This window comes from Capilliphycus salinus ALCB114379 (assembly GCF_047276495.1).
In the GTDB taxonomy this organism is placed as follows: Bacteria; Cyanobacteriota; Cyanobacteriia; order Cyanobacteriales; family Microcoleaceae; genus Capilliphycus; species Capilliphycus salinus.
Genome location: NZ_CP178543.1, coordinates 3,634,076 through 3,650,772 on the forward strand (window position 1 = coordinate 3,634,076; position 16,697 = coordinate 3,650,772).

Genomic DNA, 16,697 nt, shown 5'->3' on the forward strand with positions numbered 1-16,697 from the left:
CTGTTTCAGGTTCAAATAGTCCCGTTGGAAGTAATGAATAGCTTAAAAGGCTTAAGATAGGGGAAAATGACACCAACTTTCCCCATCAACATCCCAAACCGTGCGAACTTCAGCATAGCTATAGCGAACATCACCACCGCTAATATTTTCATCCGCATATCCGCCTCGATATCCTAACCATTTCCCGTTGGGGTCGTTACAAATCCAAACTTTGTCTTTTTCGTCGTATCCTTTAATGACAATAATATGACCGAAATTCGTAAAATAACCGTGAATAATAACGGGATGACCTTTGGCTAAATGTTGTTTGATTTCGGTTTCGGTTGTCACATATTTGAAGGTGGTATTTTGAAGTTTACCCGGCCCGTATTTTTCACCCCATTCTCGCAGTAATCGTTGAATAAACTCGGGAATATGACGAGTTTTGGTTGAACCTGTATATCCATACTGTTGATCCCATTCTTCGGTTTTACGAAACAGCACATCTTCCAGTTGTACACTATTATTAATGTCTTCTGCGGTGCGAGAATCAATCCCATAATATTTGAGAACCATTGCCACACAGGTTACATTACAAGCACCCGAAGGATGTTCTAAATTATTCAGTTGAGTATGATAAGGGACTTTTAAATCCACTTTCGGAGGAAGTATAGGCGGATATTGTTGACTGGGTTCTTCGCCGCGAGAAACTGCGGTTAATACAATTTCAACATCTTTACCATAACAGTAATATTGTTTGGGTGCTGTTTCAACCGAACGGGCATCAAATTCATCCAAATATACCCGAATATATTTTCCTTGTAAATTGGGAGTGTAAGCACTAATAGGGATTTCATCTCCGGCGTGATAGGTGAGAACTTCTTCTGGAGATCAAAGGGAAGTTTCTAAAGGTCTAACTTTCAGCAGAGAATCCGAGGTAAATCGTAACGTATACTCGAAGGTTTTCATCATTTTTTTCCAAAAAACTCCATAGTATCAACTTGTTTGTTAACACTTTTGTTTTTTACTGTTTTCAATGGTATCCGGGTAAATTGGGTTTGCTAATGAACTAAATTTAGGTTTAAATCAAAAAAAAATTAATTATTTTTTGGGTGGCTATCGGTTGTCTTCGGATCAAATGTCAAGCTGAACAATAATGTCCAGCCGAACAATTTGGAAAACTTATTCGTTAAAAAAGCTGCGAAAATAAGGAACAGTGAATCCTTGCCGAAGCAATTCATAACTGCTACAAAAAAATCACACACAATTTTGTTAATATGATTATTCAGTGGATTAATCTATCAAATATGAGCAAGTTGGATCTATGAATGAAGAATCTCCGCACTTCTAGGGCGGAGGGAGAGTGTCAAACTACCACGTCAATGGTTTGTTATCTTTGCGATCGCATTATTTGAGGATCACCAAGCACAGCCGGCGACCCCACGTTATTTGCAACTAAAGCAAAGCAGGTTTTTCTTGAATACTTGAAGCGGGGCATAAATTGAACATAAAATCAACTCCTCCCCAGCTTGCGTAGACTTGCATAGAGTAGAAACTGCATAAGCTAAGATTTGTTAGACATAAGTGTTAATGTATTGTTTGGCTCGCATCTCACCCATGAAACGTACCCTCAACCCCTTTCTCTGGCTAGCTGCTTTGGTTGGATGTTCCCGACTGTTAGCGGGACACCTCAACCTGTTATCGCACAGATTAATTCTTCTGTGTGATTGGTTACTCAGTCAGATGAACTCTCAGACCGCTGAACAACTCGAACAACAAGCAACTGAACTCGGTCAATATTGATTGAAACTGTAACAGCACAATCACAGTGAGAGCAAACTTATGGGCATACTTATCGCCAACGTAGTCATCATATTAGTTGTAGCCGTGATTATTATCAACACCTACAATCACCTCGTTACCTTAAAAAAACGCTACCAAAACGCCTATGCTCAAATTGACATTCAACTTCGACGCCGCCACGATTTGATTCCCAACCTCGTCGAAACCGTCAAAGGGTACATGGCCCACGAACGCGAAACCCTAGAAGCCGTCATTCAAGCCCGCAACGCTGCCGTTTCTGCCACCTCTCAAGCCGCATCTGCTCCGGGCGACCCCCAAGCCATGCAGCAACTCGGACAGGCTGAAGCCGCTCTGACGGGGGTTTTAGGACGGTTATTCGCCGTTTCAGAATCTTACCCCGATTTGAAAGCGGACCAGTCAATGGGACAACTGATGGAAGAATTGCGTTCTACGGAAAATCGGATTGCTTTTGCACGACAAGCCTTTAACGATGCGGTCACTTTATACAACACCAAACGAGAAGTTTTTCCGAGTAATTTGGTCGCCGGTACCTTGAACTTCCAAGAAGCAAAATTACTCGAAGAATCTTCCCCAGAAGTTAAAGAAGTCCCCCGCATTTCCTTCTAACTATGAATTTCTTTGAACACCAAGATCAAGCCCGACAAAATACCGTTTATCTGATCTTCTTATTTGCAGTTGCGATTATCTGCATGATTGCATTGTTGTATGGGGTAGCGGTCTGGGCGCTAATGGGAACACCGACTTGGGAACCCGAACTGTTTGGAATTGTAGCGGTGGGAACGATTGGCTGTATTGGCGCCGGAAGTGGTTACAAATTGATGGCATTGCGGGCGGGTGGGAAGGTGGTTGCTGAAGATTTGGGCGGGGAATTAATTGACCCCATGACTGACAATCCCTCAGAACAACAATTACTCAATATTGTTGAAGAAATATCTATCGCTTCGGGGGTTCCCGTTCCTCCCGTTTATGTTCTTTATGATGAACGGGGAATTAATGCTTTTGCTGCGGGTTTTACCCCCAACGATGCGGTTATTGGCGTCACCCTCGGCTGTATGGAACAGCTTAATCGGGATGAATTGCAAGGGGTAATTGCTCACGAATTCAGTCATATTCTCAACGGAGATATGCGGCTAAATTTGCGATTAATTGGCGTTCTTCAGGGGTTATTATTAATTCATATTCTCGGGCGGATGATGCTGCGGGGGAGTTATTATGGCGGTGGTTCCCGCTCGGATAAAGATGATAATTCCTGGTGGGCGATCGGTTTGGCTATGTTAGCATTGGGTTGGATTGGTTTTGTATGTGGACGGTTGATTAAAAGTGCTGTTTCTCGTCAGCGCGAGTTTTTAGCTGATGCTTCTGCGGTTCAGTTTACTCGCAACCCCGATGGTATTGGAAATGCGTTGCGAAAAATTGGCGGGTTGGCGTCGGGTTCAGATATTGAAAATCCCAATGCAGAAGAAGCAAGTCATCTGTTTTTTGGGGAGGCTACTCGGGGTGTTTTTGGCAGTTTTGAACAGGCTTTTTCGACTCATCCTCCTTTGCAAGAACGCATTAAACGCCTACAAAAATTTGCGGGTCAAACCTCTTTCATTCAAACACAAACTCCCCCTTCGGTTTCAACTTCTTCAACGGATGAACGACTATCTGGTTTCGCCGGAACTTCTTCCCCAACACCCCCAAAACCTCAACCGTCAAAAGAGTTATCGGTATCGCCGGATCGGGTTGTAGCCGGAATTGGAACAACTGACGTTAAACATCTTAACCAAGTTCATCAGTTTCTCGCCTCACTCCCCGAACCCGTGCGAAAAGCGACAAGAGAACCCAACGGGGCGATCGCTTTAATTTATAGTTTACTGTTAGATTCTGACCCCAAAATTTGCGATCGGCAATTAAAGCTATTACAACAGGTTCAGCCTTCAGAAATTGTCGCTCAAGTTCAAACCCTTCAGCCCCATTTAAAAAGCGTCGATCCGCGAACTCGTTTACCGTTAATTGACCTAACAATTCCCGCCCTTCGTCAACTGTCGCCTCAAGAATGCACCCAGTTTCTCAAGCAGGTAAAAGCCTTAATGCGGGTTGATAATAACTTAACTCTTTCTGAGTATGCGGTGTTTATTGTGTTGCGTCAACGACTGAGCGCCTATTTTGCGAAAAAACCGGATCAAAATGTTCAGTTTACTGATATCAAACAAATTTGGTCCGATTGTATCATTCTATTATCGGCGTTGGCAAAGGCCGGACATGACTCCTCTGATGCGATCGCGCAGGCGTTTCGAGCCGGACTGTTTCGACTGCCCAAAGCCAGCGAACAAACTCTGCCGAAAGAATCTGTCGAATATACTTTAGCGCAAATTGGTGACAGCCTCAAGCGCTTGGAATTGGCAACCCCAAAACTTAAACAAAAGCTGGTTGATGCTTGCGCTTATACGGTGTTGGCCGATCAAAAGGTAACGTTGGAAGAAGCCGAACTTCTAAGGGCGATCGTCATTTCTCTGAATTGCCCAATTCCACCCTTTTTGGGATAAAAAGCGGCATCGCTGTCACCAGCGGCAATCTAGCTTGAAAGCTTTACTCGTCAGGGTGAATTAGAAACCGATCGCATTCTGGATTTTCAAGTTAACATTGATTCAATTCAACTTCCAGATGGTTTGGGAACAAATAATATTCAAGTTTCTGGTTTAGAACTCAATCAAACTGTCATCACTGTAACTAGCACTGGAGAACAACTTGCTATTCTTGAGAATGTTTCACCCGAGGCTGTGGCTAATACTTTGGGGATTCAATTTCAACCCAATTTCATTTTGAGAGAAGAAGGATTTCTGGAAGAGGGGGATTTATAGCAAGTCGCGCTGGTCTATTTTAACTCTTATGGGAAAGTTGAGGAGTTTTTTGACTAAACTGAATCTTTAAGCAATGCAAAATTGGGGGCGAAATCCTTGATTTTTCCGATTACCCCACCGGGAATACTCAAAGATTTCTAATACCCCATTATCTGCAACGTTAATTAATTAAATCCTAGTATCAAACCTTTTTTCTTTCCCATTTGTCTAAGTATGGACTACTAGAGGGAACTTCAATCTAAAGAATATCTAGGTGTTGAGGGATGTCGAGATCGATAGCTCCTTCTGCAAAGGGAATGCCCAGAGAACGGGAGCGATGCCGGCGAATAATTGATTTTGCACCCACATCTGCGCGAAGCTGAAACAATTCTGGGAAAAATGTCCGGTCAAATAAAGCCGGAACACCCAGAATGCCAGCGTATTCAGAAGCAACGATCGCAGAATTTGAGGTTTGATATCCAGAAATCAATTGACGAATCAGATCCGATGAAACAAATGGCTGATCGCACACCATCAGAACAATCGCATCGAGTTCCGGTGAAATGGTCAGTATCTCCCCCAAGCCGCAGCGGATCGAACTCGCCATTCCCGTTGACCAGCGTTCGTTGTCAGCAATGTGGATGCTCAGATTTGCCAGATGGGGTTTGATTGTCTCGGAGTACGCTCCCAAAACCACCCCAACAGGCTCTCCGCCCGATGCGATCGCTACTTCTGCCACGTGTCGAATCAGGGATTTTCCCCGATAGGACAGGAGTTGTTTGGGCTGTCCCAGGCGTCTGGAAGCTCCCGCAGCCAAAATTAGGATACCAATTCCAGACATGACTGCTGCGAAGAAGAATGAATAGAACCGACGCGATCGCGCAAAAATCCGGCAGAACGCCCGCCCAGTACCGCTTGAATTTCTGCCACAATCGAAAGGGCGATTTCTTCGGGAGTTTCGGCCCCGATGTCCAACCCCACCGGATTATAAAGCCGCCGGTTCTGTTCGGGAACAGGTATTACACCCTGTTCGGCCAAATCTTCCCATAATTGCTGCATCCGTCGTTTCGGTCCCAGTACGCCCAGATAACGGAGTTGAGACGGAGCCAGGGTTTTGAGAAACGCCAGATCGCTGACGTATCGATGGGTCATTACAACGGCGACGGTTTGGGGTGTCAGCAAATGTTGGTAGGCGTCCGGTGGGTCGGGGATGCAACACAAAAGTTGATCGGCTTCCTGGAAGCGATCGCGGGTCAACTGCTCAGGTCGATGATCGATCACGGTAACGTGCCAGCCCAAATGTTTGGCAAACTGTACGACAGGAATGGCATCATATCCGGCTCCAAAAACCAGCAAGGAGACAGGCGGGCGGATTGCTTCGAGCAAGACATCCATTTGCCCGGAGGAGAGGGTGTAGGACTGTACGCGAGTTTGTTTCTCAACGAGGGTTTTATAAAGGTCTAACGCAATGATTTGAGCAACATCGGCGTTGGCAATTTGATTGTTCATCACGGTGTCAGATTGGATTATCAGTCGATCTCCGACTTTGACATTCGGCATCCCTTCTACAGAAAAGATAGTGGCAATCGCAGCCGGCTGTTGGGCGTTCAAACAGTCTTGAATAAAGGAAAGTTGGCCGACCGCAATATCGGAGTTCAAGGATTCAATCAGAACATCGACAATACCATTGCATCCCATCCCAAAACCAAACACAATGTCATCACTCGAAGTTGTGTCATATCTAACGAGAATAGAATCACCACCCTCGGCCAGAAGCAACCGCGATCGCTCCAGAATATCAGCTTCCAAACAGCCGCCACTAATTGCACCAACCATCTGCCCGTCTTCAGTTAACAACATTCGCGCCCCCGCTCTGCGATAAACAGAACCGCAGGTTTGCACAACTGTTGCCAAAACCGCCCGTTTTCCAGCCCGTTGACTCTGTTCAAAAGCTTGCAGAATTCGTTGTAATTCGTTCATAAGCTGTTCCGCATTAAAATGATATCAAATTCTAAAATTGTCGCTACAAATAACGGCCGGAGGAGGCGGGGGAAGTAGGTTGATCGGAGGAAATAATCTGCACCATTATTTATTTTTGAGATTTCCAAGGAGTTTACTCGGAACTCAAAAAAAATTACTCTCCCCCGCTCCCTACTTTATAAATTAATGATGCGCGATAATTTAAAACTGTGCGATCAACTTGTCCGGCGTAAGGGGCAAACTGCGAAGTCGCCGGCCGGTTGCGTGATAAACCGCATTGGCGATTGCAGCCGCCACCCCAGTAATGCCGATTTCACCCGCTCCCCGAACCCCCAAGGGATTAAATTCCAGATCCGGTTTGCCTACAAACGTCACATCAATGCGGGGAACATCGGCGTGGCAGGGATAGTGATAGGTTGCCAGGTCGTAAACGACGGGATGTCCTGTATTGGGGTCAAACAGGCACTCTTCCATGAGCGCTTCCCCAATTCCCATAATGATGCCGCCCCGAATTTGGCTGGCTGCTGCTTTCGCATTCATCACCCGGCCTATGTCCATTGCTGACACCCAGCGCGTGACTCGCAACCGTCCCAGTTCTTCATCCACCGTGACTTCACAAAAATGGGCGCCCCAGGATTGAAACGCCCACTGTTTGCCCTCTCGACTCGGAGCAGACGATCCCGTGGCTTCCAGTGCGGCTCTTCCGCACTGTTGCAGTTCCTTGAGCGCCTCGGCTGTGGTGGCAAAGTTCCCTGATTTCAGCAAGTTCTGACAGGCTTGTTGGACGGCAGGAGCGAGGGAGGCGGTCATTCGCGATCCTCCAGCTATACCCCCATCCGGGAAAAGAGAATCGCCGATTTCCACCTTTACGCGGTCTACCGACACCCCCAAGGTTTCAGCGGCCGTTATCGCCACCATCGTATAAGTTCCGGTACCGATATCATTGGCTGCCGTCAACACGTTCACCCGACCGTCGGGCAGCAGTCGCACCTTAGCCGAGGCGTTTCCCCGAAGTGCCGGAAAGGTTGATGCTGCCATTCCCCAACCGATCAACTGACCATCGGAGGCAAGGGTGCGGAGTTGGGGGGGACGATTTTGCCAACCGAAGCGTCTGGCTCCCTCTTGAAGACAATCGGCAAAGTGTTTGCTCGAAAACGGGAGATTGTTTTGGAGGTGGGTTTGGGTTTCGTTTTTGAGCCGAAGTTCGACGGGATCGAGGTTGAGTTTCCAAGCCAATTCGTCCATCGCCGATTCCATTGCCCACATTCCAGGTGCTTCTCCTGGCGCCCGCATGAATATCGGCGTACCGACGTTTAAGGTGGCGATGGTTTGGCTCGTCTGTATATTAGGGGCGGCGTACATCGCGGGGGTGATGGTGGTGCAGGGTTCGGCAAATTCCTCGACGGGGGAGGTGGCGGACTTGGCGGTATGAACAATCCCGGCTAATTTGCCATCTAGTGCTGCGGTGAGCCGCACAGTTTGCTCCGTTTCAGAGCGATGACCCGTGTTGGCGGTCATTTGGCGGCGGCTAACCACGACCTTTAAGGGACGCTGAATCTGACGCGCAACAGCCGAACACAGCACACCATGAGGCCAGGGGAAGGCTTTGGAACCAAATGCCCCACCAATATAGGGAGTCACAATCCGCACTTTTTCCGAAGGAATGCCAAACAGTTCGGCATAGGTGCGCTGCGTTCCCATCACCCATTGAGAGGCTTCGTAGACGGTGAGGGAATCTCCCTGCCAGTGAGCAATAATGGCGTGAGGTTCCATCGGGGTATGGAGTTCGGTGGAGGTGGTGTAAGTTGCCTCCAGGGACGCTCCTGAGGAGTCCGTTTCCTCTGTTCCGGCAGAAAACTCCCCGAAGCGAAACTCCATTTTTTGGCCAAATAAACTGACCGCAGGTTTGTAGGTAGCTTTGGAAGGATCAATTAAGGGAGTTTCGAGGTCATATTCGACCCGAACCAAATGGGCGGCATCCCTCGCCCGTTCAAAGGTATCGGCCACGACCAAACCGACGATCTGTCCGGCATAGTGTATTTGCTCATCGGCTAGGGGCAAGCGGGTTTCGTAAATTTTGCTGGAGATGAAGTTATTGGTGGGTTTGAATATCTGGGGGGCGTTTTTGTGGGTAATGACGGCAATTACCCCCGGCGCTTTTTCGGCGGCTTCGGTGGAAATCAAGCGAATTCGCCCGTTGGCGATCGCAGACGTTATCAAATAGCCATGCACCAATCCCGGAATCTGATGTTCGGCTGCATAAGTCGCTTTTCCCGTTACCTTAGCCAGCCCGTCCTTGCGGTTAACCGCAGTCCCAATTACCTTGTTCATGCCAGACCTCCTCCCGCTGCTGAAATGGTTAATGCTCGTTTGATTGCCCGTTTGGCCATATTAACTTTGAAACCGTTGTGAGTGAGCGGTTTTGCTCCCTCCAACGCCATCTCTGCTCCCTGTTGGAATGTCTTGACTGTGGCGGGTTTGCCCTTGAGAAACGCTTCCGATAAAGGCGATCGCCAGGGTTTATGGGCGACCCCGCCCAAAGCCAGACGAACATCCCGAATGCGATCGCCCGCCACGTCCACCGCCGCCGCGACAGAAACCAGGGCAAAGGAATAGGAAGCCCGATCCCGCAACTTCAGGTAAACTCCCGTTTTCGCAAAAGGCATCGGGGGTAAAATAACGGCCGCGATCAGTTCGCCCGTTTCTAAATTCGTATCCCGTTCGGGCGCCTCCCCCGGTAAACGGTGAAAGTCAGAAAACGGAATTTGACGCCGGCCCGCGTTGCTCACCACTTCAACGACTGCATCCAACGCCGCCAGCGCCACGCACATATCCGAGGGATGAACCGCTAGGCAGGCATCGCTGGCTCCCAAAATCGCGTGCATCCGGTTGATTCCGTCCAGTGCCGCGCAGCCATCTCCGGGTTGCCGTTTGTTGCAGGTAAATACGGTGTCGTAGTAGTAGGGGCAGCGGGTGCGTTGCAGCAAATTCCCCCCGACGGTTGCCACATTGCGAATTTGTTGGGATGCTCCCGAGAGAATGGCGCGAGATAATAGGGGATAATCCCTCCGAATTTGGGGGTGATCGGCAACTGCCGTGTTGCTGGCGAGGGCGCCGATGCGAATACCTCCTTCTGCCGTGACTTCGATTTGTTTTAAATCCAAACGGGAAATATCAATCAGTTGGGCGGGTTCGTCGAGAAAGACTTTCAGGCGATCGACGAGATTGGTCCCCCCCGCGATGAACTGGGAATTTTCGGCCGTTTGCGATCGCTTTACCGCATCTTCTGCCGAGGTCGCACGGACGTAAGCAAAATTCTTCATCCCGCTACCTCCTGAACTAAAATCGCCGCCGCCGGAGAGGGGGGAGTTTGTCCGGACGCCTGTTGTACGGCCGCAACAATACCGTTGTAAGCGCTACAGCGACAGAGATTGCCACTCAATCGCTCTTTGATTTCCGCTTCCGATAAATTCGCGAGTTCGGGGGGACGGGTCAAGTCGGCAGTTACGGCGCTGGCGCAGCCCCGGTTAACTTCATCGAGCAGCGCAACGGAGGCGCAAATTTGCCCGGGCGTACAATATCCACATTGAAATCCATCATTTTCGATAAACGCGGCTTGAACCGGATGCAGTTGTTCGCCGCAGGCCAAGCCTTCAATTGTTGTAATTGAGCGCCCCTCCTGCATGATGGCAAGGGAAAGACAGGAATAAATGCGATCGCCATCTACCAGCACCGTACAGGCACCGCACTGACCATGATCGCAACCTTTTTTTGTCCCTGTCAGTTCCAACCGTTCTCGCAATACATCTAGCAAGGTGACACGGGATTCGATGCTGACCGTATGAGATTCTCCATTAATGGTTAACGTGACAGGAGTTTCCCCTTGAATGGAAGAACTGTGATCGCTTAACATTTGTTGACCCTCAGCAACGTTAACATTATCAACGACTTTAGACATCTAACACTCAAGAGTCTTTTCTTTTTTTAATATTGGCTATCTGAATATCAAAGTTCTGTTTTTCCCGATTTAATGAGCTATCGTCCTGTCCATCGGGGTTGATGTGATGTCAATACCAGTTGTAGCCCCGTTCCCAATATTCTTGCCAAGATTCTAAACTATAGCGCTACTTGAATCGGGAACACCGGATCAGGGAACGCCGGATCAGTAGACTGTGAAAGGGTTTTAGGATCTAGAAATGTCCTAACTTAAATGCGTAGTGCTATATATGGTAGCGGTGAAGGGAGGATTAAAAATAATCAAAGGTTTTGAAACGTTCCTAGCCATTTGAATTGTCAGAAAAGCCCCGCCAGTTTCAGTCCCGTCCCAAACTGCTAATCCGAGTTGGGAATTTTTAACCAGAAATTGATTTCGAGCCTGCATAACTCCCCTCTGATATTTGGGGTAAAGAATTTGAATTTCTGAAGCTTTAGTCAATAATTTTCGATAATGAAGTTGTTGGTTGGTTGTCCAGAGAGCCGATTGATCTTGACAGGGTAAAATTGCCTTCCAGGGTAAGTAGCGACTACTCCAAACTTCAGCAGCGAGTTGGTCGGTTCCTATTGCCATTCCCGATAAGAAAGTTGTAGTTTCTCTCTCAATAGCAAGGTTAGTTAATTGTTCAATACCCTGGCGAACCACTGGATAATTGATTATTCGATGTCCCGTGATAAATGCCACTTTCATTTCTGATTTTGATAAACAGCAATAAAACAGAGCGGTAGAAAATAAAAAAACCTCCCCAGTTGGGAAGGTAGAATCAAAGCGAATTCAATTATTATCAGTTATTTACTCAACAAATTGAACAACTGAAAAATTTCATAACCGGGGGAAATTTTTTGGATAGGAACTTCCACCAATGCCACAATCGAGAAAACATTAAGCGGCAAATGTTGCGAAGTTTTCGGAAGTTATTAACCCAACCTCTACGCCTTCAAGAGTTGCCAATAGTTGGGAATTGAGTTGAACGAGAGTTGAACCGTTTTCTTGGGTCAGCGTCAGTTGCTCGAAAGTTAAACCGCCATCGAGAACAATAATATCTTCGCCATCGGTGAAGTCGGTAATTAAATCCTCACCCATACCGGAGGCGACAACAAAGCGATCGCTACCCTTACCTCCTGCTAAGGTATCAGCACCTTCGACACCTACAAGTAAGTCATTACCATCATCCCCCCGGAGAAAGTCATTACCTTCCCCACCCCCAAGAGTATCATCACCGCGATCGCCCCAGAGAACATCATCATCTTCACTACCGTCAATCAAATCATGACCCTGACCCCCATAGATCAGATCTTTACCAGAATTGCCCGATAGAGTGTCACTTTGTTGGTTGCCGTAAAGAGTATCATTTCCCTCATTACCTTCTACCACATCTGCTCCGATGTCTCCAAAAACGATATCATTTCCACTACCCCCTCGAACTTCGTCATTATCTTTGCCTCCATAGAGACTATCCTCACCATCACCACCATCAATCAAGTCATCTCCCTGGTTTCCATTAATCCAATCCCGACCTGAATTTCCGGCAATAGTATCATCGTCGAGGTTGCCGAAGACGCTATCATCTCCGCTTCCTCCCTGAATTTGGTCATCACCCTCACCACCAAAGACAGTATCATTTCCATTGCCAGCATCGATGAAATCATTGGCCTGATTGCCATTAATCCAATCATCGCCATCTTTGGCTTCAATATTGTCGTTGCCTTGTAAGCCAAAAATGATATCAGCTTCTGCGGTACCCAAAAGCGCATCATCTCCGTCACTGGAACTACCTGAAGTCGTTCCGGTGTTGGGTTCCAAACTCGTAAATGCGATCGCTTTGATAAAATCGCCCGGGTTGTAAATATCCCATGTGCCATCACCTTCAGTTTCCTCAGAAGAATCTTCAGTTTCGGCAAAATCACTAGCGGGAGGATTAATAATGAACCCGTCACTGTTAGTCCCTCCTGCCCCAGCATCCGCAAACGGTGGAACATACTGCAAGCCGAACTCGGCCGCCAATGCGTTGCTATCACGGCGCAGAATATCGGTATTAAAATGACGGTTATAAATTTCTCCGTAATTGCCCACCGCTTTGATAATATTCACCGCAAAGTCATCGGGTAAACCGAGGGAAGCACCTAGATTTCCTTCTAGCCCTAAGAATTGACGAATTGCAGAACTGGAGTCATTGTCGGGGTTGTCATCGGTATTTTCGGCAATCAACTCGTCAATATTTTCTGAAGTGATGCCATATTCTTCGGCCTGAACCAAAGCATAAGTCACCCAGCGAACCACATCGGCCCATTCCGACTGATTTTCATCGGTAATTAGGGCTAAAGGTTCTTTAGAAAGAACGTCATCAAGAATCCGATGTTCTTCAGGGTTCGATAAAGTGGGAATGCGAGCGCTGAGAATGGTTAGGTCGGTCGAAACCCCATCGACTTCTCCGGCTTCATAAGCCGCAAACATTTCATCGTTGGTTGCAAATGGAACCGGGATAAATGTACCGCCAAATTCACTTAAAGAATCTTTGAGATTTTGTAAGGCGGTGGCCCCTTCTAAAACACCGATGCGGCGACCGTTGAGGGCGGGCAACACCTTAATACCGCTATCAGCTTTAACCAAAATCCCCTGTCCGGTGTAAAGGTAGGTAGGACTGAAATCAATGCCCAGACTGGCATCACGCATGAGATTATGGGTGATTCCCATTGCCGAAACATCAACAACCCCATTGGCAGTGTTGGCAAAACTGTCTTTGAAAGACTGAACCCGAATTTCCAACTTGCTAGCATCGCCGAATAGAGCCGCCGCGATCGCCCGTCCCAAGTCAACATCAAAACCAACATACTCGCCGCCGTCATTCTGTACGGCAAAACCGGGGTTATTACCGGGAAGTCCGAGCTTCAACGAACCCCGCTCCAATACTTCTGTGAGCAAATTGCGGCTGTCGTTATCGACTAGAGTGGCATCGATTACACTACCGGAGAACGGAGGAGAGTAAAGCAAACCGCCATCAGTCCACAGGAGATTGCGATCGCGCTCTAATTCGGGGAAATGACGCTCGTAAATTTCGCCATAGTTACCGACCTGTTTAATCACGTTTACGGCGAAGTCATTGGGAAGCCCCAGAGTTGCCCCCAATTGCCCTTCTAAGCCCAGGAAACGGCGAACAGCCGGAACCGAGTCATTATTGGGATTTTCATCAGTATTAAGGGCAATAAATTCGTCGATATTTTCAGAACTGATACCAAATTCTTCCGCTTGAACGGGAACATAATTCACCCAGCGGACCACATCAGCCCATTGAGAATCATTTTCCGGTAAAGCCAGGGCAATGGGTTCTTTGGAAAATTCCACATCTAACAGGCGGTGATTTTCCGGGTCGGAGAGTTCCTTTAAGTTCTCAACAATGATGGCGCGGTCAATGGAGTAGGCATCAATTTCGCCTCGATCATAAGCTGCAACAATTTCTTCGATAGTGCCATAGAATTTCGGCGTAAACTCGACCCCTTGTTTGCTCAATTGATTTTGTAAATTGCCGAAGGAGGTACTACCTTTAAAGAAGCCAATCAGACGACCGCCCAGATCTAAAGCATTCTCAATCCCGCTATCTTTGCGAACAATGACCGCTTGATGATCGTAGAAGTAAGTTGGACTGAAATCAAGATTTAGGCTGGCATCCCGTCCTAGAGTTTGGGTACTGCGTTGAGACGTCAGATCTACAGTACCATCTGCTACCAACCCAAAGGCTTTCGAGAAAGTAGTGCTGACGGTTTCGACTTGGCTGGCATCCCCAAACAAGGCGGCGGCTAAAGTGCGGGCAAATTCCAGGTCAAATTCAGATCCTACAGAAGTGGCAACTTTAATCTGACCCCGTTGGATAATATCATCAAGGATGGTCAGTTCGGGATTTTCAATCACCGGAACCGAACGGGTTTGAGTTGCCGTTGTTTCGATAGAAGCGCTTTCAACCGAGAGGACGGAAGTCTTAGAGTTCAGACCTCCCGTCGGAATTTGAGCCGGTTCTTGGACGATTTCAATAATCTCGGAGAGATCAGTAAAGTAAGAGTAAGTTGGGCCGTTATTTTGAATCAGCGCCAAGTTCTGGCCGTTGAAGTCCAAAACTCCACTGATAAAGCGGAAGCCGTCAATATTGTCAATGCCAAAGCCCGCCGCCGACACCTGAATTTTATCCCCTTGGGCGGGATCGAAATCCAACACGGTATCGAAGCCCTCATTCGGAGAACTGAAGAAGAAGACATCGGCACCTTCGCCGCCGTTGAGGATGTCATCCCCCGTACCGCCGAAAAGAATATCATTGCCCGTCTCTCCTACCAGCCAGTCGTTATCTTCACCGCCGCTGAGTTCGTCGTCACCGGCACCACCTTCGAGTTGGTCGTTATTGGCATTTCCTTCGAGAGTATCATCTCCGGTACTGCCTGCGATCGCATCGACTCCTTCACCGCCTGAGAGAATGTCGTCACCGGAACCGCCGTCGAGAATGTCGTCACCGGATTTGCCTTCTAAAACATCATCTCCGAAATTGCCTTCTAAAACATCATCTCCTTCGTCGCCACCGAGAAAATCTTCGCCGTGACCGCCTTGCAGCCAGTCATCCCCCCCTTTACCGCGAAGGACATCATCACCATAATTTCCTCTGAGGCGATCATCTCCGCTGTCTCCGTCGAGGGTATCTTTTCCAAAGCCACCTGCTGCAACCGAACCGTTTGAGGTTCGATCCTCGGAGGTGTCGTCATCATCTAAAACCTGAAGTAATGCCACCGACGATAGGGGATCTAAAATATAACCCTCCCCGACCGATTTGAGGTTGATGACGATACTTTCGGTTGTTTCACCTATGGCATCGTTAAAGGCAGAAAGGGCGATTTTAGCGCTCTTTTCTCCGGGAGCGATGTAAACTTCTCCCAATTTCTCTCCCAAAACCCCATAATCTTCATCGACAGTTGCCGTTCCCGAAATTGAGTAGAGTACCTTTAACCCTTGATTGGGAGCGGGATGGCTGAGTTCCACCGTCATTTGAACTTCATTTAAGTTGGCTTCGCTGATGCTGTTGGCGGGAATTGTGATTTTTACACTGCGATTGCCAAATGCGTTAATATCCCCATCGACAAAGGTGTAATTTTGGTAAAGAATTTGTTCAAATTCCGTCAAGATTTCTTCGGGGGACTCAGAAGCGGCGGCGAGTTGCTCAATGAGTTGAGCCACATCTCCCTGAACAGCCCGTTTGACAGAAGCCAAAGCCGGCAAAGCTTCAGGCAAAGATTTAGAAGCGCCGACTTCCGCGACTTGAGCGAGGAAGCCATTGCTATCGGCGATCATTTTAGCCGAAGTTTTCAATCGGTTTTCATCGGAGGAAATGCCATATTTTTCGGTAAGGAAAGACAAAAAGGCTTCAATCTCTATCGTCTCTGCAAAGTTGTAGCCTTCCGTTGTCGATGCGGCTCGGTTTTGGAGAAACTCGGCAAATGCTTCTTGAACGAGTTGTAGGTTATTTTGATTAGCATTATCGCCTTGAAATCCATCCAGAAATGCCCGACCCTGATTAAAGAGTGCTTGAACTTGAATGTGGGCTAAATAAATATCTAAACCCAGTTCATTTTGTTGTCCTAGAGCGTTGAGAGAATCAAAACTTTCCAAATTGAAGCTCGGATCTAATCCCAACTGTTCTTTAATTAAAGTGTCGGCTTCGTCGGCAGTTAAGCCAGCTTGCACCAAAGGTACTTGTAAGCTCGTTAGGGGGGTGATAATTGTTGAACCGGGCAAACCGATAAATTTGCCTGCCGGCAAGCCGCTGGAGGTGTCGTCAATATTTTTGAGGGTAATGGTGACATCGGCAGCCGGTTGAGTTTTTAGGCGAATGCCAATTGTAGCTTGATTGTCTGGCCGCGGCAGTTGGATTTCAACCCGATCGCCGTTGATTTTAATATTGTCATTGTTGATAATAAAACCCAAATCCGCCTCTGCGGTTTCTTTGAGGTGGGCTTGCAGCAAATGCCGGTTTTCGGGCAGATTCTCTGGGGGTGTGATGGTGACTTTTCCAGAGTCGAGATCCGCTTGACGGATGGTGACTTTCCCCAAAACATTTCCCTGTA

The 16,697-nt window shown here is 47.7% G+C and carries 12 protein-coding genes; 4 read left to right on the forward strand and 8 right to left on the reverse strand.

Going from position 1 to position 16,697, the window contains the following annotated elements:
- Positions 1-51 precede the first annotated feature (51 nt).
- Positions 52-777 (reverse strand): C39 family peptidase, encoded by a 726-nt coding sequence (locus tag ACL6C3_RS15100; protein ID WP_413168041.1) that lies wholly within the window; start codon positions 775-777, stop codon positions 52-54.
- An 819-nt stretch (positions 778-1,596) separates the two neighbouring features.
- Here ACL6C3_RS15100 and ACL6C3_RS15105 point away from each other — a divergent pair.
- From ACL6C3_RS15105 to ACL6C3_RS15120, 4 genes are all read left to right on the forward strand, one after another.
- A complete protein-coding gene (locus ACL6C3_RS15105; protein ID WP_413168042.1) occupies positions 1,597-1,782 on the forward strand; it encodes a hypothetical protein in 186 nt (61 codons plus the stop codon).
- Between the two features lie 39 nt (positions 1,783-1,821).
- The gene (locus ACL6C3_RS15110; protein WP_413168043.1) at positions 1,822-2,409 is read left to right on the forward strand and encodes a LemA family protein; all 588 of its coding nucleotides are present in this window, start codon (positions 1,822-1,824) and stop codon (positions 2,407-2,409) included.
- Positions 2,410-2,411: 2 nt separating this feature from the next.
- Positions 2,412-4,331 (forward strand): M48 family metallopeptidase, encoded by a 1,920-nt coding sequence (locus tag ACL6C3_RS15115; protein WP_413168044.1) that lies wholly within the window; start codon positions 2,412-2,414, stop codon positions 4,329-4,331.
- A gap of 123 nt (positions 4,332-4,454) precedes the next feature.
- The gene (locus ACL6C3_RS15120; protein ID WP_413168045.1) at positions 4,455-4,646 is read left to right on the forward strand and encodes a hypothetical protein; all 192 of its coding nucleotides are present in this window, start codon (positions 4,455-4,457) and stop codon (positions 4,644-4,646) included.
- Between the two features lie 238 nt (positions 4,647-4,884).
- Here ACL6C3_RS15120 and ACL6C3_RS15125 read toward each other — a convergent pair whose 3' ends face one another.
- From ACL6C3_RS15125 to ACL6C3_RS15155, 7 genes are all read right to left on the reverse strand, one after another.
- Positions 4,885-5,466 carry a nucleotidyltransferase family protein gene (locus tag ACL6C3_RS15125; RefSeq protein ID WP_413168046.1) on the reverse strand — a complete coding sequence of 194 codons (582 nt, stop codon included), beginning with the start codon at positions 5,464-5,466 and terminating at the stop codon, positions 4,885-4,887.
- Entirely contained in the window at positions 5,445-6,605 is a 1,161-nt protein-coding gene (locus ACL6C3_RS15130; RefSeq protein WP_413168047.1) for an XdhC family protein, read from the reverse strand. The genes ACL6C3_RS15125 and ACL6C3_RS15130 overlap by 22 nt, the downstream gene beginning before the upstream one ends.
- Before the next feature lie 201 nt (positions 6,606-6,806).
- Positions 6,807-8,936 (reverse strand): xanthine dehydrogenase family protein molybdopterin-binding subunit, encoded by a 2,130-nt coding sequence (locus tag ACL6C3_RS15135; RefSeq protein ID WP_413168048.1) that lies wholly within the window; start codon positions 8,934-8,936, stop codon positions 6,807-6,809.
- The gene (locus ACL6C3_RS15140) at positions 8,933-9,928 is read right to left on the reverse strand and encodes an FAD binding domain-containing protein (RefSeq protein ID WP_413168049.1); all 996 of its coding nucleotides are present in this window, start codon (positions 9,926-9,928) and stop codon (positions 8,933-8,935) included. Before ACL6C3_RS15140 ends, ACL6C3_RS15135 begins: the two co-directional genes overlap by 4 nt.
- Positions 9,925-10,563, reverse strand: coding sequence for a 2Fe-2S iron-sulfur cluster-binding protein (locus tag ACL6C3_RS15145; RefSeq protein ID WP_413168051.1), 639 nt, complete (start codon positions 10,561-10,563; stop codon positions 9,925-9,927). The genes ACL6C3_RS15140 and ACL6C3_RS15145 overlap by 4 nt, the downstream gene beginning before the upstream one ends.
- Positions 10,564-10,806: 243 nt before the next feature.
- Positions 10,807-11,289 (reverse strand): SLOG family protein, encoded by a 483-nt coding sequence (locus tag ACL6C3_RS15150; RefSeq protein ID WP_413168052.1) that lies wholly within the window; start codon positions 11,287-11,289, stop codon positions 10,807-10,809.
- A 192-nt stretch (positions 11,290-11,481) separates the two neighbouring features.
- Positions 11,482-16,683, reverse strand: a complete 5,202-nt coding sequence (locus ACL6C3_RS15155) for a transporter substrate-binding domain-containing protein (RefSeq protein ID WP_413168053.1) — start codon at positions 16,681-16,683, stop codon at positions 11,482-11,484.
- Positions 16,684-16,697: the final 14 nt, after the last annotated feature.